At 46.4% G+C, this 25,567-nt stretch carries 27 protein-coding genes, 2 rRNA genes and 1 riboswitch (1 of these 30 cut by a window edge); of the genes, 3 read left to right on the top strand and 26 right to left on the bottom strand.

What is annotated here, in order from left to right; all coding sequences use genetic code 11:
• The first annotated feature begins 147 nt into the window (after positions 1-147).
• Positions 148-348, top strand: a complete 201-nt coding sequence (locus tag MKY98_RS00195; protein ID WP_069012398.1) for a hypothetical protein — start codon at positions 148-150, stop codon at positions 346-348.
• 67 nt (positions 349-415) lie between these two features.
• Here the strand turns inward: MKY98_RS00195 and MKY98_RS00190 are convergent, their stop codons facing one another.
• The 13 genes from MKY98_RS00190 to MKY98_RS00130 all read right to left on the bottom strand — a co-directional run bounded on the left by MKY98_RS00190 (position 416) and on the right by MKY98_RS00130 (position 13,004).
• Complete coding sequence (locus MKY98_RS00190) at positions 416-1,369, bottom strand: ribose-phosphate diphosphokinase (protein WP_013308125.1); 954 nt, start codon at positions 1,367-1,369, stop codon at positions 416-418.
• 59 nt (positions 1,370-1,428) lie between these two features.
• Positions 1,429-2,826 carry a bifunctional UDP-N-acetylglucosamine diphosphorylase/glucosamine-1-phosphate N-acetyltransferase GlmU gene (gene glmU / locus MKY98_RS00185; RefSeq protein WP_081317606.1) on the bottom strand — a complete coding sequence of 466 codons (1,398 nt, stop codon included), beginning with the start codon at positions 2,824-2,826 and terminating at the stop codon, positions 1,429-1,431.
• Positions 2,827-3,171: 345 nt separating this feature from the next.
• Complete coding sequence (spoVG, locus tag MKY98_RS00180) at positions 3,172-3,459, bottom strand: septation regulator SpoVG (RefSeq protein ID WP_007428016.1); 288 nt, start codon at positions 3,457-3,459, stop codon at positions 3,172-3,174.
• A 175-nt stretch (positions 3,460-3,634) separates the two neighbouring features.
• Positions 3,635-4,462: a pur operon repressor gene (gene purR, locus MKY98_RS00175; protein ID WP_013308122.1), complete on the bottom strand. Its 828-nt coding sequence runs from the start codon at positions 4,460-4,462 to the stop codon at positions 3,635-3,637.
• A gap of 181 nt (positions 4,463-4,643) precedes the next feature.
• Positions 4,644-5,498, bottom strand: coding sequence for a 4-(cytidine 5'-diphospho)-2-C-methyl-D-erythritol kinase (gene ispE / locus MKY98_RS00170; protein WP_013308121.1), 855 nt, complete (start codon positions 5,496-5,498; stop codon positions 4,644-4,646).
• A 144-nt stretch (positions 5,499-5,642) separates the two neighbouring features.
• On the bottom strand, positions 5,643-5,822 hold the full coding sequence (locus MKY98_RS00165; RefSeq protein WP_007428013.1) for a small, acid-soluble spore protein, alpha/beta type: 180 nt from the start codon (positions 5,820-5,822) through the stop codon (positions 5,643-5,645).
• A 162-nt stretch (positions 5,823-5,984) separates the two neighbouring features.
• Entirely contained in the window at positions 5,985-6,266 is a 282-nt protein-coding gene (veg, locus tag MKY98_RS00160) for a biofilm formation stimulator Veg (RefSeq protein WP_013308120.1), read from the bottom strand.
• A 201-nt stretch (positions 6,267-6,467) separates the two neighbouring features.
• A complete protein-coding gene (gene yabG, locus MKY98_RS00155) occupies positions 6,468-7,364 on the bottom strand; it encodes a sporulation peptidase YabG (protein WP_023986432.1) in 897 nt (298 codons plus the stop codon).
• Between the two features lie 55 nt (positions 7,365-7,419).
• Positions 7,420-8,304 carry a 16S rRNA (adenine(1518)-N(6)/adenine(1519)-N(6))-dimethyltransferase RsmA gene (rsmA, locus tag MKY98_RS00150; RefSeq protein ID WP_029519379.1) on the bottom strand — a complete coding sequence of 295 codons (885 nt, stop codon included), beginning with the start codon at positions 8,302-8,304 and terminating at the stop codon, positions 7,420-7,422.
• 7 nt (positions 8,305-8,311) lie between these two features.
• A complete protein-coding gene (gene rnmV, locus MKY98_RS00145; RefSeq protein ID WP_013308117.1) occupies positions 8,312-8,857 on the bottom strand; it encodes a ribonuclease M5 in 546 nt (181 codons plus the stop codon).
• 146 nt (positions 8,858-9,003) lie between these two features.
• Positions 9,004-10,152, bottom strand: coding sequence for a 3D domain-containing protein (locus MKY98_RS00140; RefSeq protein WP_069012395.1), 1,149 nt, complete (start codon positions 10,150-10,152; stop codon positions 9,004-9,006).
• A 271-nt stretch (positions 10,153-10,423) separates the two neighbouring features.
• Positions 10,424-10,706: riboswitch (cyclic di-AMP (ydaO/yuaA leader) on the bottom strand.
• 201 nt (positions 10,707-10,907) lie between these two features.
• Entirely contained in the window at positions 10,908-11,678 is a 771-nt protein-coding gene (locus MKY98_RS00135; protein ID WP_069012394.1) for a TatD family hydrolase, read from the bottom strand.
• Positions 11,679-11,720: 42 nt separating this feature from the next.
• Positions 11,721-13,004 (bottom strand): HD domain-containing protein, encoded by a 1,284-nt coding sequence (locus tag MKY98_RS00130; protein ID WP_029519386.1) that lies wholly within the window; start codon positions 13,002-13,004, stop codon positions 11,721-11,723.
• A gap of 331 nt (positions 13,005-13,335) precedes the next feature.
• On the opposite strand from MKY98_RS00130, the gene MKY98_RS00125 reads away from it, so the two are divergent.
• Positions 13,336-13,590 carry an AbrB/MazE/SpoVT family DNA-binding domain-containing protein gene (locus tag MKY98_RS00125; RefSeq protein WP_007428005.1) on the top strand — a complete coding sequence of 85 codons (255 nt, stop codon included), beginning with the start codon at positions 13,336-13,338 and terminating at the stop codon, positions 13,588-13,590.
• A gap of 124 nt (positions 13,591-13,714) precedes the next feature.
• Here the strand turns inward: MKY98_RS00125 and rsmI are convergent, their stop codons facing one another.
• The 10 genes from rsmI to MKY98_RS00075 form a co-directional block, all read right to left on the bottom strand.
• The gene (gene rsmI / locus MKY98_RS00120) at positions 13,715-14,596 is read right to left on the bottom strand and encodes a 16S rRNA (cytidine(1402)-2'-O)-methyltransferase (protein ID WP_029519388.1); all 882 of its coding nucleotides are present in this window, start codon (positions 14,594-14,596) and stop codon (positions 13,715-13,717) included.
• Positions 14,593-15,348, bottom strand: coding sequence for a tRNA1(Val) (adenine(37)-N6)-methyltransferase (locus MKY98_RS00115; protein ID WP_029519389.1), 756 nt, complete (start codon positions 15,346-15,348; stop codon positions 14,593-14,595). The genes rsmI and MKY98_RS00115 overlap by 4 nt, the downstream gene beginning before the upstream one ends.
• Before the next feature lie 91 nt (positions 15,349-15,439).
• Complete coding sequence (gene yabA, locus MKY98_RS00110; protein ID WP_341010604.1) at positions 15,440-15,814, bottom strand: DNA replication initiation control protein YabA; 375 nt, start codon at positions 15,812-15,814, stop codon at positions 15,440-15,442.
• A gap of 27 nt (positions 15,815-15,841) precedes the next feature.
• A complete protein-coding gene (locus MKY98_RS00105; RefSeq protein WP_013308110.1) occupies positions 15,842-16,642 on the bottom strand; it encodes a PSP1 domain-containing protein in 801 nt (266 codons plus the stop codon).
• A 138-nt stretch (positions 16,643-16,780) separates the two neighbouring features.
• Complete coding sequence (gene holB / locus MKY98_RS00100; RefSeq protein WP_023986424.1) at positions 16,781-17,776, bottom strand: DNA polymerase III subunit delta'; 996 nt, start codon at positions 17,774-17,776, stop codon at positions 16,781-16,783.
• Positions 17,777-17,937: 161 nt separating this feature from the next.
• On the bottom strand, positions 17,938-18,381 hold the full coding sequence (locus MKY98_RS00095; protein ID WP_013308108.1) for a YaaR family protein: 444 nt from the start codon (positions 18,379-18,381) through the stop codon (positions 17,938-17,940).
• A 196-nt stretch (positions 18,382-18,577) separates the two neighbouring features.
• Positions 18,578-18,907, bottom strand: a complete 330-nt coding sequence (locus MKY98_RS00090; protein WP_007427998.1) for a cyclic-di-AMP receptor — start codon at positions 18,905-18,907, stop codon at positions 18,578-18,580.
• A gap of 74 nt (positions 18,908-18,981) precedes the next feature.
• Complete coding sequence (gene tmk, locus MKY98_RS00085) at positions 18,982-19,629, bottom strand: dTMP kinase (RefSeq protein WP_069012399.1); 648 nt, start codon at positions 19,627-19,629, stop codon at positions 18,982-18,984.
• A 103-nt stretch (positions 19,630-19,732) separates the two neighbouring features.
• Positions 19,733-21,316, bottom strand: coding sequence for an aminotransferase class I/II-fold pyridoxal phosphate-dependent enzyme (locus tag MKY98_RS00080; RefSeq protein ID WP_069012393.1), 1,584 nt, complete (start codon positions 21,314-21,316; stop codon positions 19,733-19,735).
• 143 nt (positions 21,317-21,459) lie between these two features.
• The gene (locus MKY98_RS00075; RefSeq protein WP_023986422.1) at positions 21,460-21,645 is read right to left on the bottom strand and encodes a sigma factor G inhibitor Gin; all 186 of its coding nucleotides are present in this window, start codon (positions 21,643-21,645) and stop codon (positions 21,460-21,462) included.
• 399 nt (positions 21,646-22,044) lie between these two features.
• Here MKY98_RS00075 and MKY98_RS00070 point away from each other — a divergent pair, with 399 nt between their 5' ends.
• A complete protein-coding gene (locus MKY98_RS00070; protein ID WP_029519392.1) occupies positions 22,045-22,572 on the top strand; it encodes a hypothetical protein in 528 nt (175 codons plus the stop codon).
• A 366-nt stretch (positions 22,573-22,938) separates the two neighbouring features.
• On the opposite strand, the gene MKY98_RS00065 is transcribed toward MKY98_RS00070, so the two are convergent.
• From MKY98_RS00065 to MKY98_RS00055, 3 genes are all read right to left on the bottom strand, one after another.
• Positions 22,939-23,358: a hypothetical protein gene (locus MKY98_RS00065; protein ID WP_013308104.1), complete on the bottom strand. Its 420-nt coding sequence runs from the start codon at positions 23,356-23,358 to the stop codon at positions 22,939-22,941.
• Positions 23,359-23,592: 234 nt separating this feature from the next.
• Positions 23,593-23,709: ribosomal RNA gene (rrf, locus tag MKY98_RS00060) — 5S ribosomal RNA — on the bottom strand.
• Between the two features lie 145 nt (positions 23,710-23,854).
• A 23S ribosomal RNA gene (locus MKY98_RS00055) occupies positions 23,855-25,567 on the bottom strand; it runs 1,217 nt beyond the window's last position.

Raw genomic sequence — 25,567 nt, 5'->3', positions numbered from 1 at the left:
ATTGAGGATTTTGCAAAAATCTAATAAGCGACTTTCAATGAACAATATATAGATCGAAATGGTCTAGTTCGTCTATATATTGCACTTTGGAGCGACTGGAATCGAATTTTGCAAAATCCTGTTATGAATAGGAAGGTGCGTGCTGGTATGCTCAATCAAGGTGATATCCTCTTATATGACAGCCATTTTCTATATCATTTAAAACATTCCGTTCCTGTCCAGGTTTATGACGGGAATGTACATATCCAGATTGGCATCGTTGCGCGTTTTAATGAGCATTTCGTCGAAATAGAGGACACACTATACAATCGTCAACGTTTCACATTCATATCTCGCCCATGCTTTTAGCCTGACATGCTGATAGGGGTTACCTTTTCCACATGGAAAAGGCAACCCCTTTTTAATGAGCCAGCGCTTATTCGATTTCAAACAGTTTGCTGATCGACAATTCTTCATGCACACGGATGATAGCTTCTCCCATTAATGGAGCCACAGACAATACCTTCAGCTTGCTTGTCGGATTCGGGTGAACGATCGGGATTGTATCCGTCACAACCACCTCTTTTAATGGCGAATTCTCCAGTCTTTCCATCGCAGGACCAGACAGTACGGCATGTGTACAACACGCATACACATCTTTTACGCCGCCTTCTTTAAGCGCATTTGCACCTAATACAATTGTTCCGGCTGTATCAATGATATCATCAATTAAAATAGCCGTTTTACCCTCAATGTTCCCGATGATGTTCATCACTTCACTGACATTTGGCTCTGGACGACGCTTATCAATAATAGCGAGCGGCGCACTCAGGAAGTCCGCCAGCTTGCGCGCACGAACAACCCCACCATGATCGGGTGAAACGACAATCGGATTCTCAATTTGCTTGGAACGGAAATATTGGGCCAGAATTGGCGCTCCCAGCATATGATCCACTGGAATATCAAAGAATCCCTGAATCTGCATCGCATGCAAATCCATACTGATTACGCGGTGAGCCCCCGCCTTTTCAATCAAGTTAGCGACAAGTTTCGCTGTAATCGGATCGCGTGAACGAGCTTTACGATCCTGACGAGCGTAACCGTAATATGGCATAACGACATTGATACTTTTGGCAGAAGCGCGTTTAAGTGCATCAATCATAACCAATAACTCCATCAAGTTGTCGTTAACCGGCAGACAAGTTGACTGCACAATATACACATGGCAGCCGCGTACGCTTTCCGACAGCTTAACCTGGATTTCACCGTCACTAAACGATGTGGTATGGGATTCCCCCATTGGGATGCCGATGTAGTCCGCAATCTGGTGGGCTAACTTCGGATTGGAGTTACAAGTAAATATTTTGAGTTTGGAATCGCAATAAGTCATTAATAGAAACCCTCCGTGCTGGTTCATTCATTACAGATTCAACAGCTTGCTGATTAAGGTCATTCCGATCTTTTCTTCTTCGCTTTGGCACGTGCGCGGATTTTGTCCGCATATCCGGCTTTGTTCTCTTGACGTGGTCTGGCAATGGCCAGATCGTTATCAGGGACAGCATGTGTTACAGTGGAGCCTGCTACAACATAAGCACCTTTTCCAATCTTAATCGGGGCGATCAGATTCACATTGCTGCCAATAAAGGCATCGTCTTCAATTTCTGTAATGGATTTATTATATCCATCATAATTGACCGTTATTGCCCCGCAGCCAATATTTACATTTGTACCCACCTTGGCATCACCGACATAGCTCAAATGAGACACCTTGGAATGATCTCCAATGGTCGCATTTTTCACCTCAACAAAGTCACCAATTTTCACATGTTCGCCAAGCTTCGCGCCTGGACGCAGATAAGCAAACGGCCCCACAGATGTACTGCTTCCCACTTCCGCTTCGTTCAACACCGAATGTTTTACCGTTGCGCCTGAATGGATAATCGTATTCTGAATCTCAGCCTGCGGACCAATCACACAATCTTCTCCGATTTGTGTTTGACCATGCAGCCATGTGTTCGGGTACAGTACCGTATCGGAACCAATAACAACCTCGCTCCCGATATAGGTAGAAGACGGATCAATGACAGTGACACCATTCAGCATATGCTTGCGAACGATGCGCTCACGCATATAACCCTCAGCTACCGACAAAGCGACTCTGTCGTTAACACCGATGGATTCAGACACATCATCTGTCAAATACGCCTCAACCTGTTCACCTTCACCATGCAAAATACCAATGACATCTGTCAGGTAATATTCCTGCTGTGCATTGGTGTTCGTTACCTTGTCCAGCGCTGCAAACAGCTTGGCATTGTCAAAGCAGTACGTTCCCGTATTGATCTCCCGGACAGCATCCTCCTCAGGTGAACAATCTTTCTGTTCCACGATCTTGAGCACGGCCCCGGAAGCATCACGGATAACTCGTCCATATCCTTTCGGGTCGTCCAACTCAGCGGTCAAAATCGTCGCAGCTGCCCCACGGCTCTCGTGCAATTGCACCAAGCCTTCTAGCGTTTCCGCTGTGATCAAAGGAGTATCCCCACAAATGACAATGGTTGTACCTTTTTCCCGACCGAGCAAGTCCTTGGCTTGCTTAACAGCATGGCCCGTTCCCAACTGCTCTGCCTGAAGCGCATATTCTGCCGACGGTCCCAAATAAGACTGTACCGCCTCTGCTCCATGACCCACGACGACTACACTTCGGGACACACCGATTTCACGAACCGTGTCGAGCACATGCCCAACCATCGGTTTTCCGCACACCGGATGCAGAACTTTATATAATTTGGATTTCATACGTTTTCCCTGCCCTGCGGCAAGAATGACTGCCAACCTTTCCAACAAGTCCAACCTCCTATCCTGAAAATAACAGTTACCCCTTGGCTAAAACGTTAATTCCCAGATCAGATTTTGCTTAACTTTTCACAATCCTCCTGAAAAATAACGGCGAACCTTTGGTTAATGGCTATTTTTTCAGGCCAGCTTGTGCTGGACATTCATCCCCGGGACGCATCGCTGCCTAGTCCCTGTCTTATGAAAAAGCCGCTTCGGCAGCCCGGATGGCTCCAAGTTGCCTTAAAACTGACTGTTAACTCACTAAAGAATATATCTCATTCCAGACAAAAAGAAAAGAGAGCCACAGTTAGTGGCTCTCTTTTTCTTTTGTTCCCCAATCCTGCTTTAGGCGAATTAAGCGCCTTCTTCAATAGCAACTTCTTCATCCACAGCCGCACGTTCGTACTCAGTCAATACAGCAGCTTGGATCTTCTCACGGGTTCCTGAAGATATCGGGTGAGCGATATCGCGAAACTCTCCGTCTGGAGTTCGTTTGCTTGGCATAGCTACGAACATCCCGTTATTACCGTCGATAACTCGGATGTCATGAACAACGAACTCGTTATCAATCGTAATGGATGCAATCGCCTTCATTCTTCCTTCTGAGTTCACTCGGCGGAGTCTAACATCCGTAATCTGCATGTGTGTTTCACCACCTTTTTCCAAATAGGACTTGGTGTATACATTCCACACAGCAGTTCGAAATCCTTCTTTTTTTCGGCAATTCGTATCCTAAATTCAGGTAATTTTTTTGAAAAGATTTCTTTTCGACATATTTAGGTATTTTATGATGGATTGTGACAATTTACTGCCCTGTTCACTCATCAAAATAATTGCCCAGCTTGACCGTAATTTGCTTGCTTCGAGAATCGACTGCGGTCAGATTCGCCAGTGAAATATAATCGTGCAGCAGGCGCTCTTCGTTCTCCACCTCGCCCGATTCTACCAGCACACCTACACCGGCCACCTCAGCATCAAACTCAGCCAGCAAGTCGACCATCCCCTGAATCGTGCCACCGGCCTTCATAAAATCATCTACGATGAGCACACGCGACTTCTCACGCATCGCACGTCTGGATAAAGACATCGTATGCAGGCTCTTTTGTGATCCTGAAACATAATTAATACTTACAGCCGAGCCTTCTGTTACCTGATGATCACGCCGTACGAGAACGACTGGCAAATTCAGCTGTGCTCCGGTTGCATAGGCAAGTGGAATCCCCTTGGTTTCCACCGTCATAACCACATCAATCTGACGATTGGCAAAAGCGGTCGCGAATATTTTACCAGCTTCGTTCATCATCGCAGGTTGGCCCAGCAAATCGGACAAATACAGGTACCCTCCCGGTAATATGCGGTCAGGCTGCTCCAGCTGCGCACACAGGTCGTTCGCAAACGCAAGCGCATGCTGCTTGGAAAGCCTCGGGATCAGTTTCACGCCACCTGCCGCTCCCGCCAGCGTCAGAAGCTCGCCAGTACCTTCATCCTCAAATACTTCCTTGATGATGGCCAGATCCTCGCTTATGGACGACTTAGCTGCCCCGTAGCGATCCGCAAAATGGGTAAGAGGCACCAGCGTATGCGGCCGTGACAATAAAAATTGCGTCATTTCCACCAATCGTGAGCTTCTTTTAAGTTTTTTCACAACAATTCCTCGCGATCTATTCTCCTGCCGCCCGCTTCGTACAGTAAAGCACCGGCGGACTGGCCGGTTGCTGGCGGAATGTAAGTGATATAGTAAAATCCGAATATTTAATAGTAAATATATCATCTTCGTACGTATTTGTACAACAATTACCACTATAATAAGAAAGAAATATCTAAAATCAGGTCAAAAGTCGTACTGCGTACACATCTTTACAAAACCCTCTTAGTCCATTGTAAATCCGTGGCACTTTGGCTTCCTTCGATACCAGTCCGAACACCGTAGGTCCACTACCTGACATCAGCACACCGTCTGCTCCTAAGCGGATCATGGAGCTTTTAAGATGCTCTACCTCTGGATACAGCTTTAGTGTTACATCCTCCAGTACATTCCCCAGCGCGTTGCATACATCGGTAAAAGAAGCGTTACGGATCGCATGCTCCATCTGGCGGGCAGACGGGTGGTGCGTAATCTGATCTGCTTTGACACGACCATACACTTCAGCCGTAGATACATTAATCGGCGGCTTCGCAAGGATCACCCAGCATTGTGGCGGATTCGGAAGTGGCTTAAGTAGTTCTCCGCGTCCACTCGCTAAAGCTGTACCCCCTGTAATACAGAAAGGTACATCTGAGCCCAGCTCCGCACCCAGCACCCTTAATTCGGCATCCGAGATACCAAGCTTCCATAGCTTGTTCAGTCCACGCAGCGCTGCGGCAGCATCACTACTTCCACCCGCCAACCCTGCCGCCACCGGGATATGCTTATCCAGATGGATGTGGACACCCGTAGACACGTTATAACGTTCTTTGATCAGACGCGCGGCCTGGAAAGCCAAGTTCTTTTCATCCAATGGTATGTACCCGGCTTGACTAGAAATAATAATGGTATCACGCGGTAACTCAGACATCGTCAATCGGTCAGACAGATCGACCATGGTCATAATCATTTCGACCTCGTGATAACCATCGTCCCGCTTACGTAGAACATCAAGCATTAAATTGATTTTCGCCGGTGCTTTTTCATATATTTTCAAGGCGTTCACCCACCTTCAACTTTTCCCTCAAGACAGCTTAACATATTATATCAGACTCAGCGTGTCAAGTCATGAGGTTCAAAAAAGCGGAGATGACCCGGTCTTATCCCGGATATCCCCGCTTTTCATCAGCACCACTGATGGCTACGATTTACGAGAAGCAGCCTGCTCGGCAAGCTGGATGGCCCGCTTGACCATATTACCCGCATCCTTGGCTTTAATGCCTCCCCAGCCTTCTTCCTTGACTGTGTCGTAAAACCCAAGATCTTTGGCCAGCTCGTACTTTAGCTCCTCCGACATGACACTACGTCTTCTCCGGCTCATACATACGCCTCCTTCGGCAATGGAATAAGGAAGATCATTCCCGGCTTAGTATGTGCAGAGATGTCTTGCCTCATCCTGCTCTGTATATACAAAACGGCCCCGTCATTTGAAATGACGGAGCCGTCGCTAAACCTGCAAAGCTGGTATAAATCACGAAATCAATTAAGGTGTTTCAAAATATTCGACTACACTTGTATGGGAGTCGGGATCATATACGCTGACTTCCACCGACTCGGTAAGAATGTCAGCATAGCTGTAGGAGACACGTTTAAACGTCTGTTGCTCCTGATCCAGCTTGACGATAAAAACAGAAGGGTACGTTTCTTCCAAGACACCAGTTCGTTCGACGGTCTTACGGCGTCCGCCGTTAGCCCGCAGCAAAATTTTTTGCCCTACATGTGCGTCGAGACTGCGTTTGATTTCCAACAGCGTATTTTTAGCCATTGCCTAACGACCACCTCTTTCCTTGTCCATTATAACGAATTTTAGATGGATTGTCAAATCGAGCTAAATATTATAACAACACGAAAAATAAGTTGTCAATTTAATTTTTTGCGAACAGGAATAATTTATCTAAAAAATGACAAAAAGCCTCTGAAAGCAGAGACTTTTTGTTCAAGTCAATCCTATTGGCACATTTGAATCCTAGATTGCAGAAGGCGTTACTTTAAGCGTTGACAAATTTTCAAGCTTCGGCAGGCCGATGCGATAGCTTCCCCTAGTTTCAATTCCACCCACTCCGCGACTGCCGCTGATTGTCTGGTGAAACAGGTCCCCCATGTTGACCGTATCACGAATCGAAGTAAAGGCGGCCTTGGCAGCCACGTAAACGGGGTCCAGCGCGTGAATCAGGATACGCCCTGGTGAGCTGGCGAAGTTCGCTCCCGCACGCAGCAACGCCTCAAAATGGGACTGGCACGCCCCCGCTACAATGGTCAGCGAATCCAGATGACGTTCATATTGTCTTGCTACCTGAATTGCCGCCACAAAATTTTGCGAATTTTTATAACTTTTCAAGCTGTACAAATCGTAAGGCTGTGGCTGCTTTAGCACGCCATCATGTCCGGTAATCACTACAATATCCGGACGGATACGGGGAAGCAGCCGGTACAACGTATCCGCCATTGCCGATTCATGAACGTGATGTCCCTCTGCAGGAACACGGAGCTGTTCATATAAACTGAGACATTTTTTCAAATAGCCGGGATCTCCATCCAGATGAAGAACCTTTCCCGGCATTTCAAAATACGTTGACTCGACTGGATCACTCCAGTCCCCAACCAGAGCTGCCTGACTACGAGCAGCTTGCTGCTGGCGTGCCCGTTGCAACAGATTAAGAGACTCACCAGCCTTAATGTGAGCCTGCTGAGTCTTACCGCTAATCTGGTCTGCAGGCACTCTGACCAGATCGTTCACCGGGGAATCGGCCAGCAACCGAAATTCTATTCCCTTAATGATCGCTTTATCCCGCTGGATGTCCTCAACGCGAAACGTGACATCTCCGCCGTACGATTTCCGAACGACCAAGTCTCCTAAACTCATCACACTGTATCACCCCTCGTATATCGTATGGGTGAATGCACAGTTTGGTTCCAGCTTAGGATATACCTGCTTCCACCAGAACAGCACTGAGACGCGCAAATTCCTCAATACTTAGCGTTTCTCCTCGACGGGAGGGTTCAATACCAGCTTGTTGCAACAACGGCTCCAACGTGTCCTTGTTCTCTTTGGTGAAGAATCGGCTTTTTAAGTTATTGGAAATCGTTTTACGACGCTGGGCAAAAGCAGCATGAACCACTTCAAAGAAGTGCTTCTCATCCACCACTTCCACCGGAGGGGCTTCCCGTACACGCAACCGAATGACTGCAGACTCCACATTTGGCTGGGGAATAAATACTGTATTCGGTACAATACAGACTAATTCAGGTTCGCTGTAATATTGTACTGCAATGCTCAGACTACCGTAATCCTTCGTTCCAGGAGACGCAGCCATACGCTCAGCCACTTCTTTTTGGATCATAACGACGATATTCTCCAAAGGGAGCTTGTCCTCCAGTAGCCTCATCAGAATCGGTGTAGTAACGTAATACGGCAGATTAGCCACGACACTTACTTTACTCACGTCTGCAAAATCAGCTGCAAACACCTCTCGCAAATCCAGCTTCAGCACGTCTCCATGACGTACCTTCACATGCTCATAAGGGGCCAACACTTCTTCGAGAATTGGCAGTAGCCGCTGGTCAATCTCGACAGCGGTAACTACCTTGGCCGATTGCGCCAGCTTCTCGGTCAAAGCGCCAATCCCAGGACCAATCTCAAGTGCGCCCTTCGTCTCATCCAATCCGGCAGCATTCACAATCTTATTGAGAATATTTTGATCAATCAGGAAATTTTGTCCCAAACTCTTTTTGAACGAAAAACCGTGCCGTTGAATAATTTCCTTCGTACGCCGCGGTGTTGCTATATCTTGAATCCCTGTCATACGAATATCACAATCCTTCACTTTCAATTTGTGCCAGCGCTCCGGCAAATTCCTCGCGGCTGATCTGAAATACAGAGAGCCGTTTATGTAGCTGCTTTCCGTTACAATAACCAATACCCAGCACATTCCCTAAGGCCATACGGCGTGCAGCAGCATTGGGGTGGGTGATAAGTCCAGCATCAATCAGGTCCGCCCACTCAATCAGCGGATCGGCGCCTTCTACTGTCGTATGAACCCGTGCGAGAGCGTGTCTGATCGCTTCCGGTGAGGCATTCTCTACACCAATATCTCCTTTGCGCGTCGCTTCTGCCTCGGGTATAAAGGCCTGCTTGCAGCCGGGTACCTTGGAAGCGATAATCTTACGGATGCGCTCCCCTGCATGATCGGGATCGGTTAGAATGATGACCCCCCGCCGCTCCTGCGCCAATGCAATTTTACGCAGCGTCATTTTATTAATGGCTGAGCCGCCAGTTTCTATCGTATCCGCTTCAACAGCGCGGCGAATGGCCACCGTATCATCCCGGCCCTCTACCACGATCACTTCCTTGATCATTTGCATTTCCCTCCACTGCTACACAGCAAGCTATATTTATCTTTCCCTGTTTTTGAAAACAAAATAAGAAGAGGATATCCTCTTCTTATCATGGCATAACTATGTTGTTAATACTATCGCATTGCCCTCAACATACACAACCTGTTTTAGTTGATTTCAGGCTTTACCGGTCCGATAACATATACGGTTTTACCGTGCTTACGACCAAATTGGTTGGCTCGGCTCAAACTCTCATAATACACATCGATTTTATGGCCTTTAATCGCGCCACCGGTATCCTCCGCACGGCGGAAGCCCACCCCTTCGATATACACCCACCAGCCGATTGGAATTATACTCGGATCGACAGCGATGGTGCGGCCTTCCGTCACGCGCGAGCCGGATGCAGTACGTGTACCGATACCTGGCTCCTGTGAGGAATACGCCGTCATGGAGACATTTTGTAAGACTTTGCTATATTTAAAATTGACGCCTGCTTTACGGACAGCACTGCCCGAACTAACCGTTGTTGTCTTAACCGCATCATTGGGACCGACGGAAGCAGCAAGAACGACCGGCTTTTTCTTCGTTCCTACCGCAATAACCTTATCCACACGGTTCTGTGCAACTTCCTTGTTAACCAGCTGTTTGGATACCAACTTTCCATCATGATATACCTTTTGAACGTGCTGGACTACCACACCCGATTTGCCGCTTTGAATGACCCGATTATCGCCTTTATAAAGACTCGGATCGGCCGTTTTGATGACCTGATAAGGTACCTGTTTTTTCTGTTCGACCTGCTGTTTCTTCACACGGACGATTTTTATGTCCATGTTAGACGAAACAGAGGCATCTAGCGCAGGATAAACTTTATCCGTTGACGATAATTTATAGCCCGAGGTACGAATGGCACCTTCTACTGTATTTTCTGTTGTGTACAGCTTTTTCGTCTCATTGCCTGAAGATACTTTAACTTGATTGGCACGTTTAATGACTACGCGGTCCCCATCCTGTACTGCTCCATTTAGCGGCATAGAAATTGTATCATGCGGCTGAAGTGAAATGGAATGCTCGCTCAGCAAATCTTGAAGCTTGGATTCCCGGGTTTCTACCGCAGATGCCTTGCCATCAATGACAAAAAAGACTTGTTTTTTAGATTGCGTGTACATCAGAAATGAAATCATAATCGTTAGCGCGATTAGAAAAATAGCAACCAAAGCAGCCTGGCGCACATTCTCTTGCTTCCAACGCAATACGTAAGACATGCTGGATGAGCGTGACTCATGGGTCTCCTCTTTTTGGAAAATGCCCATTTCCTCCGTCCTCCTTACATAGCCCGCCGTCTGGAGTAAGACATAGTTGAGATTTGACGTGACTATAACAGATTTTCTACAAGACAAGCCCAAACTGCGACTGTCCTGCACCATGTACCCGTCTTCGCGGCATGCTGTCCTCCCCTGTTTAACCACAGTATGATGACAGATTTTCTTTTATTCACAACAAAAAAAGCCAAAGAAAGAGACTAGAGAGCTCTTTCGTGGCTTCCGGCATGTGTGAATATGCGGGAAAACTCATGCACGAGATGGCTTCTCTCTTGTTACGCTTACGGGGTTAGCTGTCGGGTTCGGACGTAGAGAGTCGCCCTAGCTTGGGTCAACCGCTCATGGCGGTCGCCTTCACATTCACCCCGAAGACCCAGAAAGAAATCGAAATACGGCTCCTCTACCTGTTCAATCCCATCTGGGAAAAGAATTTAGGTCGAGCCGGCTGGCGGAAGAGACGTTCCCTTCTTGCACATAAGCCGGACGTACTGTAAGCCATATCGGTTCCCCCGTTCCCTGTAAAAGGGACTCAGCGAGACTGGTTCATGAAATGACTTGTTGATGTTTACATTCAAACAACAATTCACTGAAAAGATGATATCCTGTTTCCATGCATGTTGTAAAGCAGGTTTCAAGTACATTTTTCAAAATATTCGGTTAAAATATTGTAATATTCTCGAGTTTCCTGCAACAAATTCATGATTAGCTTCGTCTATCTCTTTATTTTGATCGATTTCTTCGCTTTTTTATTGAATGTCAAATCGTTCCAAGGCATTTTGGGTCGTTATTAACACTAATTCCTCCACTGTAATCCCCTTGATTTGGGCTGCAGCCTCTGCTACCAGTCTCACATGCGCAGACTCATTTCGCTTCCCGCGAAACGGATGCGGCGTTAGGTAGGGCGCGTCCGTTTCAATGAGCAGACGGTCCAGTGGCACCTGTGCCAGCACCTCTTTTGGCTGCTTGGCATTTTTAAACGTAATAGGACCACCGAAGGAAAGGTGAAATCCCATATCCAGCACCATTTGGGCTGTCTCCCAGCTCCCAGAAAAGGAGTGCATGACTCCGCCAATCTCACTCGCTTTTTCCTCACGCAAAATCTTAACAATATCTTCATGGGCATCCCGGTTATGAATAACAATGGGCATTTTGAGCTCACGAGCCAGACCAATTTGATTTCGAAACACCCGATGCTGAACATCCTTCGGTGATGTATCCCAATAATAATCCAGACCGATCTCTCCGATGGCTACGACCTTCTTATGACTGCATAACGATGCAATCCATTCTAGATCGCCCTCCTGCATTGTAATCGCATCCTGTGGGTGCCATCCAACTGCCGCATAAATAAAATCATACGTCTCGGCCAATTTCATGGTGGATGGAATGGTCTCACGATTAAATCCGATATTGATCATCCGCGTTACTCCTGATTCGACAGCACGTGCTATAACTTCTTCACGATCTTCGTCAAATTGTGGCGCATCCAAGTGAGTATGAGTGTCGAATAAATCCAAGGTTTACATCTCCTTTTTTTACTTACATTTCTATATAGTTGTCTATTCTTTGACAAAATAATTCCTTATTTCGGCAGGAAGCCTGTCTTTTACCGCGTTCAATTTATTCTGGGGAAAATACATATGATATTTCCCTCGGTGAATACCACTTATGGAGCGCACAATTTCCGAAACTTCGGATATTTCACTCACCTCGCCCTGACGTCCAAGCAGTAAAATCTGGTTGTCCGTCGAGCCACCCTGCCGAAACACATCATAAGGAAGATCCGTCGGAAAATCAATTTCAAAATCATATTCAGGGTGCAAACCAGCCTCTTCCAAGGCTTTCCGAATACTGTCAATGGTATCTGTATCCATATTTTCAATCTCTACATATTTATACAATCTACGGTCCATAAAGCGGCTGCTCAAATCACTTAAAATTTCGTCCTTTTCTCGTTTCCACTGGCTAAATACGGTCTGAATTAATGACTCATCGAGCATCAGATATTGCTCTACTGTAAGCTCTCCTTTCAACAGATCCGGCAGCGGGTCCAGCAGAAAACCAAACTCATATCCATTTTTAAACAATTCCTTTGCTCGCTTGAAAATTTTACGTAAAAGGATCTCCGAGCTGCGTGTTACAGGATGAAAATAAATTTGCCAATACATCTGATAGCGTGACATTAAATAATCTTCTACTGCATGCATGCCTGATTCCTTCACAACAATTCTCCCATTATGAGGACGCAACAGTCGTAAAATACGATCCAAATCAATCGTGCCGTAGTTGACACCTGTCGAATGAGCATCCCGCAACAAATAATCCATACGATCGGCATCTAGCGGACTGGTCACCAAGTTAACAACAATCGGCTTATCATACGTTTTGGCTATAACCGCAGCCACCTTTTGTGGAAGCTTCTCGTCGACTTGCCGTAGCACGGCGTTGATCTTCGTGTCTCCCAGTACAATGCGGCATGTCCAATCCTCATGGTTCATATGAAAGGCTTCCTCAATTGAATGTGAAAATGGGCCATGCCCCACATCATGCAATAGAGCTGCACACAGAGCAACCAACCTTTCCTCTTTCGGCCAATCTGGGAAATCTCCACGTTCAAATTGAGAAATAATACTTCTCGTAATCTCATATACGCCCAATGAATGTGAAAAACGGCTATGCTCCGCTCCATGAAACGTAAGATACGATGTGCCTAACTGCCGTATGCGGCGTAAACGTTGGAACTCCGGCGTGTTGATCAACCGCCATATCACAGTATCCTGAACATGGATGTAATTATGTACCGGGTCTTTAAATACTTTTTCTTCACTGAGTGGCTGGTGCAAGATATCAGCTCCTTTAATATTCGGAATAATGGATTAAAATACAATAAAATCCTAAAGCATTTCCCTCATTCGACATTCTTTGTCGTAATATGTCGAATTATAGTTTTTCGACATTTCCAAATCGACAAATTGAATAAATCATCAATAAGATAAGGCAATGCACATGAGTAAAGCTCTTTAATCTAAATACTTTTGCATAATCAGACTGTTACTACATTTTTTAGGTTGACTGTTTTGGGAATCGTTGGTATAGTAAATATCAGAAAAGAGAAAATTTTGTCGAATCATGACACTTATATTATTTTAAACGGCGAGAGGAGCCTGATTTATTATGATGAAATCCACTGGTATTGTAAGAAAAGTCGACGAGCTCGGACGTGTTGTTATTCCAATCGAATTGCGCCGTACCCTGGGAATCGGGGAAAAAGACGCGTTGGAAATTTATGTTGATGGCGAACGCATCATGCTTAAAAAATACGAGCCTGCTTGTATCTTCTGCGGTAATGCTGAGAACGTAATTTACTTCAAAGGGAAAATTGTTTGCCAAGATTGCATTTCTGAAATCCCAACACCTGTGACAAACTGAGATTTTTAGTATATAATAGACTTATCAGATATTGTTAATTCTAACCTTTTTCATATACACTCCTTGTTGCCTTCCACGGTTTGAACCCAACCGTTGGAAGGCCCTTTTTTGTTTAGGCAGATATTCATAAGAGTGCGTTGTATACATCTCTCTTGGAGATTGCACGATCTGTGGCTGTACGCTTCATTGCGTCCTTGCGTGTAAGCCCCTCTTGCTCGTAATGTGCGACGTGGGACTCCAAAGATAAGGACTGCCACCATGCCTGACGTTCCTGTTCTTCTTCCTCTTCGTCTTTTCCTTCAACCACTAGACAATATTCACCAATCGGTGGATTTTCCTCTAGTTTAGCAAGGCATTGCTCCACGGTTCCTCGTACCCATTCCTCATGCAGCTTGGTCAGCTCACGCGCAAGCACCACTTTGCGTGAACCTAATGTTTCCTTCAACACCATCAATGTCTTCACAATACGATGAGGCGATTCATAAAAAATAATTGTGCCGTGAGATACCTGAAACGATAGCAACAGCTTCTCCAGGTCCTTTTTCTCCCGTGGTGGAAAACCAGCGAAGGTGAACCTTTCTGTATCCAGTCCTGAGGCAATTAAAGCAGATAGTGCCGCATTCGCTCCTGGGATGGGGATGACGCTAATTCCCGCTTCCAGTGCCAGCTTGACCAGATCCGAACCAGGGTCAGAAATGGCCGGTAGACCTGCATCGCTAACCAGCGCCAAATTTTTCCCTTCTATTATGTAACGTATCAGTTCAGGCCCACTGGCAACCTTATTATGTTCATGATAACTAAAGAGCATATCCGGTGTGATTTCGAAATGAGTGAGCAGTTTACGTGTCTGCCGCGTATCTTCGGCAGCGATAATACTACACGACTTTAAGGTGTTAATTGCCCTAAAGGTCATATCTTCCAGATTCCCAATGGGTGTTGCAACAAGATACAACTTTCCCCGCTCTTCTTCGCTGTTACTAAAGCTTTTTTGTACAGCTGCTTTCACACAGAATCCCCCTTGCTTACTTCTCCATAGATATCTCTTATCTCCTGAGTATAATTCCCATTTTCCTGATATACAATGAGCGGAGGCAACAAACGAACCTCCGGTTTACCATCACGTAATGCTTCAACCAGTACCATATTGGCTTCCATATGAACTCGTGGGTGAACAAAACGTATTCTTTTGGGTTCCAAACTATGTTTACGCATCAAGGTTATAATCTCGCCCAGCCGCTGCGGGCGATGAACCATGGATACTTTTCCCCCATTACGGACAAGCCGGGTGGATGCCTGAATGACTTCTTCCAGTGTGCAGTTCACTTCATGACGGGCAATTGCCTGGTGAGGATTCAGCTTGATATCGCTACCATTTAGCGGCATATAGGGGGGATTCACGGTAATCGCATCATAAACACCATGTCCCGTGATGTGAACCAGCTCACGCAGGTCCCCTTCCCGAATCTGAATTGCTGCTTCTAATCCATTCAAGCTGACACTGCGTCTAGCCATATCTGCCAAGCGTGGTTGAATCTCAATTCCTTCAATAGACGCTTTTGTTCGTGTCGTTAGCAGCAGGGGGACAACCCCATTGCCTGTACACAGATCCAGAATCTTTCCACGCTGCGGAATACCAGCAAAACGTGCCAGCAAGACCGCATCCATCGAGAAGCTGAATACTTCATCACTCTGGATAATGCGCAAATTATGTGAAAGCAGATCATCAATTCGTTCAGACTTCTTTTCTTTTTCCTCCATAGTGCTCTCCCATCTTTTATAACCAAAGTCGCTTTTCACTCATACTTCCCTACAAAAAAAGCCGTAGGCATCTTGCTCCTACGGCTTGTTTTTATTTATTCAAAAATGACAGACAGAAGAGGCAATCGCCTTCCGTTCGCAAATGTCCGTAATACACGTTGCATATATGAAATCCTTCATGATACAGCCTTGCTAGATTGTCGTAGCCTTCGCCCACGACCTCACCCGTTTGCCCTTCATCCTTAATGACGATCGGAGGAGGAAGCTTCGGCTTGTTTGCCGTCTTTTCTTCTCCAGAGGTTTCACGTTTGAGCATCTTGCGCACCTGTTCGTTTTCAATCATTAGTCGTTGATTTTCCTCCAGCAGCTCTTTAACTGCCAGTTTCAATTCACCCAGATCGCTATGCAACTGTCCCATTTGGGTTTCCATTTCGTGAATACGCGCAAAAACATTTAATTTATCCAAGTTTCCACCCCGAAGCAACCTAATGGTTTACTTGACGACTACATCGTCCATTGGAAGTTCCTTGACCTTACTGATCTCAAACAGTTGAACATGCACCGTGCGATGACCTGCATTCACACCTACGACTTTACCTTCCCCCAAAGAGGTGATAACCATCTTACCCACCTGAGGTAGCTCTTCTCGCATACTTTCGTAGTTATCATGTTCAAACTTGAGACAGCACATCAATCTCCCGCACAACCCGGAAATCTTCGTCGGATTCAGCGACAAACTCTGATCCTTCGCCATCTTAATAGATACCGGCTCAAAATCCCCCAGCCATGAGGAGCAACACAGAATACGTCCACAAGGTCCAATTCCGCCAAGCATTTTAGCCTCATCCCGTACGCCGATCTGCCGCAGCTCGATCCGTGTACGAAAAATACTGGCCAAGTCCTTTACAAGCTCTCGAAAATCTACTCGACCCTCTGCCGTAAAATAAAAAATGATCTTATTGCGGTCAAATGTAAATTCTACATCTACCAACTTCATTTTAAGGCCATGGTCTTTAATTTTATTTAAACACGTGCCGAATGCATCCTTGGCCGCTAATTTATTCTCTTCTACCACAAGAGCGTCATCATCCCCAGCAATACGAATGACTTTTTTTAAGGGCAGGACAACATCCGAATCATTTACCTCTTTTTTGCCCACTACAACCTTGCCATATTCAATACCGCGCGCGGTCTCTACAATGACACAGTTTTCTTTCTCCACTGGAAGATCCAGCGGATCAAAATAATAAGTCTTGCCCGCCTTCTTGAAACGGACACCCACTACACTATACAAAAATTAACCCCCTTGTATGCCACTAAACCTCATTTGAAGCCGACATTGTACGAATGGCCGCAATTGAAGTCTCACTGTCGCACAAACCGGGAACCTGGCGTCGCGGATTGTGCAGAGTGGAACAAGCGCGCCTTCCTGTTAGCCGGTGATAGAACCGCTTGTATCGGACAACCCAATCAGAAGCTGCTCCACGCATAACTGCCCGTTGACGTGAAAACGGAGCTTCTTCCTGCAATTCGCGGCCAAATCCATATAAGAGACCCATTGTTCCGTGCTGCGGGTGATTGCCAATTTGGAGACGGACTCCAAATGATCTATGAAAACAATGCTTTCGTGCCTTCCGTAACGGAAATGAAGCATATCCTTAAACCACAAATGAAACAGATGAAACAGAATATCCAGGTGTTCAGAAAGTCCAGTTTTAAAAATCTTCTGTTGAGCCAGAATAATAGACGAGCTCCCCCGACTCATGGACTCCTTCACTAATTGTAACACTACGTTTCTAATTTCTGCAAACCAATTCTGCTGGAGAATTTCTCTACATGATTCCAGTCCTGAAGCAATATGAACGACCGACCGGACAAGCCCTGCCGTATAGCCTTCCCCAATTAATGCCTGCATCATCACCTCCGGCTGTAAAGCGTGGAAAGGAACCTGCTGCGTCCGTGATTGAATCGTAGGCAGCAACGCCTGTCCATTTTCAGAAATGAGTATACCGACCACTGGAATTTGGGGCTCCTCCAGAAATTTAAGTAAGCTATTAGCAGCTTGCACTGTCATGGTATCCGCCTGTCGAATGATATATACCTTCGGATTGGAGCTTTCAGATTTGTAAGAAAATATACGTTGAAGCCCGCGAATCTGATCAATTTTAATCGTAGCTCCATCCGGCTCTACAATATGCAAATCTGGATGATTCCCGTGCTCTACCTTGCGGCATGACAAACACTCCCCACATGCATCGTCCGTCTGTCGCTCACAAAATAAAGCCTTAGCAAAGATCTGCGCCATGTTCATCTGCCCGCTTCCCGGCGGCCCGCTAAAAACATAGGCATGGTTGACCGTATGATTCCGTAGTGCACTTTGCAGCATTTTTTTGGCTACATCCTGGCCCATTATATGTTGAAAAGACATATTTCCTCACTTTCTCCACTGAAAACAACTGTGATCCATCGGCAAATCGTTGTTCTTCCAGACATGTACATAGTCAAAAATAATCTGCCAGCATGATCAGCAAGCAGATTATTTCTTCGTGGCAATAGCCCGTCTGTATTCATTTATAACATAAGTCTGCATTAAAATGAGAGATTAATTAGCAATCCTCTGATCTCACCGACCCCTTGCAAAAGCTCAATCTTGCCTTGCTCGGTTTCGAGCAGTTCATCTGCCATTTTGAGCAACAGCTCATCCACTTCATCAATCAGCTTATAACGTTTGCTGCGTCCCCGGCGATCCCATCCCTTCGTGTCCTTCATGGACACGCCTCGCCGAACTGTATCTTCCAAAAACCGTTTAACCAGCATCTTATAGGCCTTCAGCTCACGAATCGTCATTGAACGTGCAAGACGATCTCCCTGCATTTGTATTTCCTTAAAGCGCCGATTCAATTCCTCCTGCGAAGCTTGCTCACCATTTTGCTGCATAACGTCGGAGAAGCTCTTGGGCTGAATTGGCTTTGCACTCATTTCATTTGTAGACAATGTACTTTGTAAAGGGCGATAGCCCGGATTTATTTTCATATAAACCTGCTTTCTCCCCGGATGCTTCCACTTCCCCCTTCATGAACAGTTCAACCTAGAACTCAGGGTTTCTTCGGCTTTCCGGGGACTGCGCTGTAGCGCTGCCGTTTTAGTAGATCTGCCCTCATTCCCATCATGCAGGAAGATACAGGCGATTCCCCTATCATATCGGCAGAATAGGCCCTATTGTGTAGATTCAGAAATGCTCGAAACGGTCTACAGGCATCACGAATACCGTCGCTCCACCCACCTGCACTTCAACAGGCAACGGTAAATAGGAGTCCGTCGTCCCGCTCATAGGGGTAACGGGTGTGACCAGCTGTTCACGAACCTTGCAACTGCTGCGAATGACGTTCATTAATGAGTCCACCTGATTATCATCAACACCGATCATAAATGTCGTATTACCTGCACGCAGAAATCCTCCTGTGCTCGCCAATTTGGTAGCACGGAAATTAGCTTTCACCAGTCCGCTGGATAATCTATTACTGTCCTTATCCTGTACAATCGCAATAATCAGCTTCATCCTGTATTCCTCCTTCAAGTCATATTAGAGACAACCTTGTCCCTAGCTCAATTTTACCGTATATCCTTCGACAATTATATGCTAAAATTCTGAGCAAACCGTGTTTTCAGCAAATCCTTCAATACTTGCTCCACCTGCTCTGGCGCCGGAGATGCATCAACAATTGTAATTCGCTCCGGAAATTTGCGAGCCAACTCCAAATATGCCTCTCGCACCTTATGGTGAAACGATATACTCTCCATGTCGAGGCGGTCCATTTCTGCTCCTCGTGACGCACTAATTCTTGCCAATCCCAGTTCGGGCTGAATATCTAGATAAAATGTGGCATCCGGCTCCCAATCATCTACCGCAAAGCGATTGATTGAAGCTACCTCTTCAATTCCGATTCCTCTTGCAAATCCTTGATAGACTAAGCTACTATCCACAAAACGATCACATAATACGATAGCTCCCTGTTCAATAGCCGGCTTTACCTTCTCCACCAAATGCTGACGCCGTGCCGCCGCGTATAAAAGTGCCTCTGTTCGAGCATCCATACTGGTATGAGCAGGGTCCAAAATGATAGAACGAATCTTTTCGGAAATTTCGATGCCACCCGGCTCCCTTGTCGTGATGACTGGATAGCCTTCTTCCTCCATAAACTTCGCCAGCCGTTGAATCATAGTTGTTTTACCGGAGCCGTCTCCCCCCTCCAGTGTAATAAAAATGCCTTTGCGATTCATGTTATTCCCTGCTTTCCTGTCTGAAAAATAAAAGTCACCCACAGGCTACGTATGCTCCTTTTATTCAGTCTTCTGTATTTGTTAAGTCTCTAGTATCTAATCTTTATTGTAAACGGAATACCCGAATTGTAAGCATACTTTCATCTGCTACCCCGTGCCATTTGGCTCCCAGCTTACGTAGACGACCCATCCGCAGTGCAATCGCTTCTGTGATCGTTTCTCCTGCATATAGCAGTGGAATACCTGGAGGATACGGGATAATCATTTCGGCCGCTACCCTGCCAGCGCATTCCTCTACAGGCACCGTCTCCATCTGATCGGGGCTAATCGGTCGAAGCCCAAACGGCACCGGAATAGAGTATCCCTTCATTCTATCATTGTTCCACGTGGAAAAATCTAATTCGAGTCTTTGCTGCTCTTTTTCCGTTGGCCCCGGCTCACCAGCCGTCTCCTTAAATCTTATATCATTATTTATATGCACAAGAGCCTGCAACAGGTGACTCGCATCCTTAGCCGTAGAGCCTAACGTAAACAATAAAACAACATGTTTTTCGTCGCTCATCTCTGGAACACATCCGTAAGTCTCCAATTCGTGCTTGAGTTCAAATCCATCCAGTATACCCCATGTATCATATAGCACCAATTTAAAAAGATCCTGGGTTGAATATCTGCTTATTCCCTCCTCAGCCCTTTCTAGGACCTCAGAGATTCCCCTGTGAGCGTATTCCCCCTCTAGTGCCTGCTGTGTAGGTTCTAACAAGCGAAAGCGCGGGAGCTGCTCCAGGCCCTTTCTAAAAGCATCTACTGCCGCTAAGCCCATGGTAAAAGCATCTGCTCCATACGCCTCTATATACCATCTTGCCAAATCCAATGAAGCCATTAACGGATAAGAAGGGCTAGAGCTTTGCACCATCGCCAGTCGCTGACGAAGTAGTTCCCGATGAATTCTCTTTCCCTGCACATGTAACATGGCCCCCATGGTCATGGCTGGGAGCATTTTATGTGTCGATTGGACGACTACATCAGCCCCGCAGGATAGCGCAGAGGCTGGCAAACGAGGATGCAACCCATAATGGGCACCGTGGGCCTCATCTACCAATAGCGGCACATGGGCTGCATGACAGACCTTAGCCGTTGCCGTTAGGTCATGTCCCATCCCATAGTAATTAGGTAGTGTAAGTAACACCCCTTTTGCCGAAGGATATGTCTTCAGTGCAGCCTTTATTGTATCCGTCGTTGGGGCAACCGCCAATCCGCTCAGTGTATCTATTTCCGGATCCAGGAATACCGCATTAGCCCCTGACAGCATGAGACCGTTCAGGACAGATTTGTGTACATTTCTCTGTACCAGCAGTAGATCTCCCGGCTCCGTACATACAGTTAAAATCATAGCCAAATTACCGACCGTGCTTCCTCCAATTAGCCAAAAGCTCTCTTCAGCACCAAAACACTTTGCAGCCAGCTCTTGCCCTTCACGAATCACATCTTCTGGGTGATGCAAATCATCCAGTCCAGTAATTTCTGTCGCATCAATAGACATCACTTCTTGCAACAGAGATGCAATATTTTCATGCTCATATACTTGTCCATTTTTATGACCGGGCACATGGAAAGAAGCATTGCCCTGAGTCCGGTAACGTATTAGAGCTTCCATTAATGGTGCGTGTACCGCCTTTTTCCCCATCATTCTGCAATCCTTCCAAACAAAGCTTTATATCTACCTTATTTTATCGTAAAATCAAGCGGAATCCTACTTTTACTCACAGAAAAAAAGGCCCGTATCGACAGACCTTGAATGCCAATCCTTCAAAGACTAATTAGCAAAGGATATTATGCATTTTTCTGTACCCAGATTTGCTTTAGTTGATCAATAAAAAAATGATATTTGGCATCAGTTGCATCCGTGTGTACCATTTCAGCTTCACACGTATCACAGATAAACTCGGAAACGATAAAAATGCCTTCATGCTTGTGCTGTCCGCATATAATACAGCGGTGGCCGCCTTGATCATGCATATCCATCCCACCTTGTTTCTTTTACTATTAGTATGGGGCACTTTCTACTATTTTAAACCTTTTCATAGCTCAGTTTGACGATATACTCTATATATATTCCTCCTGGGCCATTATGGTGTTTGTACCCCGTATGTTTAAAAAACAGCCGTCTATGCCGATATAATAAGAAAAGCTCTTATGTATGGATACCCTTTCATCGGAGCCTTGAGCACTTCATCAGTGATAGCTTTTCCAGTAATTATAGAGTAGGCTAGCTAACACTGGATGTCGATCATTCTGTATTTCTACAATAACGATTAAATGCTTATTTAAAGCGGCATGAGCGAAGTACCGTCCCTTTTTCCGGCTGTGGACGGGAAGCCACTTGTGATGCAGTAGATTAATGAAAGGACTGTTCGTATGACAGAGGAAACCGGAACCAAAGCTACCTACTATCACTACAAGCTCATTAAAAAAATCAGTATACCGCGTCAACTAGTATGGAGTCATATTTCACTGCCTATTATTATGCTTCTCTTTCTGCTTCTTGCCTTTTCCTGGACTAGCGTGTTTTTGTTTGCTCTTGCCTTTTTCCTTACCTTATGGGTACACTTCGTAATCTCACGATCTGTCCTATACATCGGTGGCGGAGCATCCTTCCGCAAACGCTGGGCATTCCACCGTAAGTTACCATGGCTAGGCTATATGACAGACCAGTACATAGGCTATAGCATCTTTCGTCGTGTGCACATACATACCCTCTGGATCGGTATCTGCTTATCAGGCGTATTCATTCTCTGGTCTCCACCAGCCTTTACGGTATCCTTACTCTTCTGGCATCTATGGCTTATTGCACCGCGTCTATACATCCTCAGTCGGCTTACGGGCGAGAGAAAAGACGGCATGTTGAAGTTTACCGATGAAGATGCCTCATATTATCAACAGTAAATCTAACCACTCATATCCGTACAGATAAAAAATTCGGATCTGAACTACCTACAACGATTTAGACTGAAGCAAAAAGGAGCAACCTCAATCGGTTACTCCTTTTTTTGCGACTTAACAACCATAATCGCTTTATTCTCTTATCAAGTAAACTTTTCCTCACCTTTATCCTCGTTATTAATGTAGAGCAATTATTCACCATGCAAATATATAAAAGGAAGCTACTCCCTACTCAACGGCAGTTCTGAGTGCTTCCCCACATCCAATCTCATCATTCATCATTATACACAGCATACGATACGCTATGAGTTTACTATAAATATGATCTACATTAAGTCCTATGCTGCTTACCGGTTGAAAACCGTACTCCTAATTAAGATCCACGCTTTTGCTCTTCACAACAGCCTTTCTGTCTTTTGGAACCAATACAGTAAAAGAACCATCATGCACAGACAAATGCACCATGTGTTTATTTTTCTGAAACACCTTCTGATTGGAGGTCGATAGATTCGGTTCCTCAGTCCAGCCCCAAGCTGCAATCTCCTCTAGATAAGGAGCAGGTAGACTATCACTTTCCTTCAACGCTGGCAGTGCATAGCGAACATAGTCCATGTCCGAATTACTGCTGGCCCGATCGGTTTTACTAGCTTCTTTGGGAACCGGAAACGTCTTCTCGTTAGCAGCACCCTCAAACGATGTCCAAGAAGGCTCCTCTTCCACGCACCCGGTAAGAATCGCGACAGCGACACTGAATAGCACCAATAGAGCAAGCCATTTATTTCGCCGCATGATCTTCCCTCCTTACCAGCCTGATTGATTATACAAAAATCCTATGATGGAGTTTGCATAATTCTGCAACAATGCAGCGTGTGTGTATGGGATTCAATACCTATATTATACAGGGTTTACTCTTACATTCCGTAACAAAAATGTTACCTTCCTTTTGCAAGGATATTTCCAAAATATACGTATATGCAGAAGAGGACCATGATCTCATTGAGATCATGGTCCTCTTTACCTGTTGCTTGGCGACGTCCTACTCTCCCAGGACCCTGCGGTCCAAGTACCATCGGCGCTGGAGGGCTTAACGGTCGTGTTCGGGATGGGTACGTGTGGAACCCCTCCGCTATCGCCACCAAACATGAATTCACATCGTAAATTCTTTTTCAGGAATCAGCATCGCCAAATGTTGTGTGTTCGCTTGTTCCATATAAGCCACTTGTGCTTATACAATACAAAACTTACACCCTGAAAACTGGATCCGAAACTCATTTGCGTTTTATCTTAGGATAAGCCCTCGACCGATTAGTATTGGTCAGCTCCATGCATTACTGCACTTCCACCCCCAACCTATCTACCTCGTCGTCTTCAAGGGGTCTTACATACTGGGAAATCTCATCTTGAGGGGGGCTTCACGCTTAGATGCTTTCAGCGCTTATCCCTTCCGTACATAGCTACCCAGCGGTGCTCCTGGCGGAACAACTGGTACACCAGCGGTACGTCCATCCCGGTCCTCTCGTACTAAGGACAGCTCCTCTCAAATTTCCTACGCCCACGACAGATAGGGACCGAACTGTCTCACGACGTTCTGAACCCAGCTCGCGTACCGCTTTAATGGGCGAACAGCCCAACCCTTGGGACCTACTTCAGCCCCAGGATGCGATGAGCCGACATCGAGGTGCCAAACCTCCCCGTCGATGTGGACTCTTGGGGGAGATAAGCCTGTTATCCCCAGGGTAGCTTTTATCCGTTGAGCGATGGCCCTTCCATGCGGTACCACCGGATCACTAAGCCCGACTTTCGTCCCTGCTCGACTTGTAGGTCTCGCAGTCAAGCTCCCTTCTGCCTTTGCACTCTTCGAATGATTTCCAACCATTCTGAGGGAACCTTGGGGCGCCTCCGTTACTCTTTAGGAGGCGACCGCCCCAGTCAAACTGCCCACCTGACACTGTCCTCGCACCGGTTTACGGTACCAAGTTAGAACCTAGATACGATCAGGGTGGTATCCCAAGGATGCCTCCCTTCAAGCTGGCGCTCAAAGTTCGACGGCTCCCACCTATCCTGTACAGATCGTACCCAAATTCAATATCAAGCTGCAGTAAAGCTCCATGGGGTCTTTCCGTCTTGTCGCGGGTAACCTGCATCTTCACAGGTATTAAAATTTCACCGGATCTCTCGTTGAGACAGCGCCCAAGTCGTTACGCCATTCGTGCGGGTCAGAATTTACCTGACAAGGAATTTCGCTACCTTAGGACCGTTATAGTTACGGCCGCCGTTTACTGGGGCTTCGGTTCATAGCTTCGCTCTTGCGAGCTTACCACTCCCCTTAACCTTCCAGCACCGGGCAGGCGTCAGCCCGTATACTTCGCCTTGCGGCTTCGCACAGACCTGTGTTTTTGCTAAACAGTCGCTTGGGCCTTTTCACTGCGGCCCCCTCGGGCTATTCACCCTACCGAGGCACCCCTTCTCCCGAAGTTACGGGGTCATTTTGCCGAGTTCCTTAACGAGAGTTCTTCCGCGCGCCTTAGAATTCTCTTCTCGCCTACCTGTGTCGGTTTGCGGTACGGGCACCTTCTCCTGGCTAGAGGCTTTTCTTGGCAGTCTGAGATCATGACCTTCGCTACTACAATTTTCGCTCCCCATCACAGCCCAGCCTTAACGATGTGCGGATTTGCCTACACACCAGCCTCACTGCTTAGACGGACATCCATCCGTCCGCGTCACTACCCTACTGCGTCACCCCATCGCTCATAACGGATTACGGTGGTACAGGAATTTCGACCTGTTGTCCTTCGACTACGCCTATCGGCCTCGCCTTAGGTCCCGACTTACCCTGAGCGGACGAACCTTCCTCAGGAACCCTTAGGCTTTCGGCGGATCTGATTCTCACAGATCTTTTCGTTACTCATACCGGCATTCTCACTTGAATGCAGTCCAGCGCTCCTTACGGTACACCTTCAACCCGCATTCAACGCTCCCCTACCCCTGATGCAAGCAT

Source organism: Paenibacillus sp. FSL M8-0228 (genome assembly GCF_038007385.1).
Taxonomy (GTDB): Bacteria; Bacillota; Bacilli; order Paenibacillales; family Paenibacillaceae; genus Paenibacillus; species Paenibacillus polymyxa_D.
The sequence above is the reverse complement of the archived record's forward strand: the minus strand, read 5'-3'. Positions and strand labels throughout refer to the sequence as shown.